We start from the raw sequence: 473 nt of genomic DNA on the forward strand, positions 1-473 counted from the left end.
GAATTGCTACGTACGATTAGACCAAAGTACTCATAAAGAAACGTAAAGGGTAACCTATTCCATAATGCATGGGTAAACCTGCACCTATGCTTTCCAGAGCGCTCTCACGAAGAACGAGAACAGATTCTGTTTCGCTGTTTAGAGACTGCAGGCATTTATTTGCTGACCTTCGCGTCTTTAACAACTCGCAGCAAAAAGTGGCTCACACGAAATACCAACATTAAAGGAATGGAACACCTCCAAACTGTGTTAGACCGAAAATCGAATGTGATTTTGATGGTACCGCATACGTGGACCATTGATATTCCTGCCATCGTGCTAGCATCTAGAGGCCTCCTGTCGTGGTTTTCAAACCTCAAAAAATGCACTAACAGATTGGCTAATGCATCGCCAAAGAGTGCAATATGGTGGAAAAATATTTGAGCGAGATGACGGGTGTTAAACCACTTTATCCGAGCTATTCGCAAAGGCTA

The 473-nt window shown here is 43.1% G+C and carries 1 protein-coding gene; it reads left to right on the forward strand.

The window, feature by feature from the left end; all coding sequences use genetic code 11:
- Positions 1-126 precede the first annotated feature (126 nt).
- On the forward strand, positions 127-423 hold the full coding sequence (locus CIK04_RS24180) for a hypothetical protein (RefSeq protein WP_325205770.1): 297 nt from the start codon (positions 127-129) through the stop codon (positions 421-423).
- Positions 424-473 lie beyond the last annotated feature (50 nt).

This window comes from Vibrio sp. 03_296, assembly GCF_002265885.1.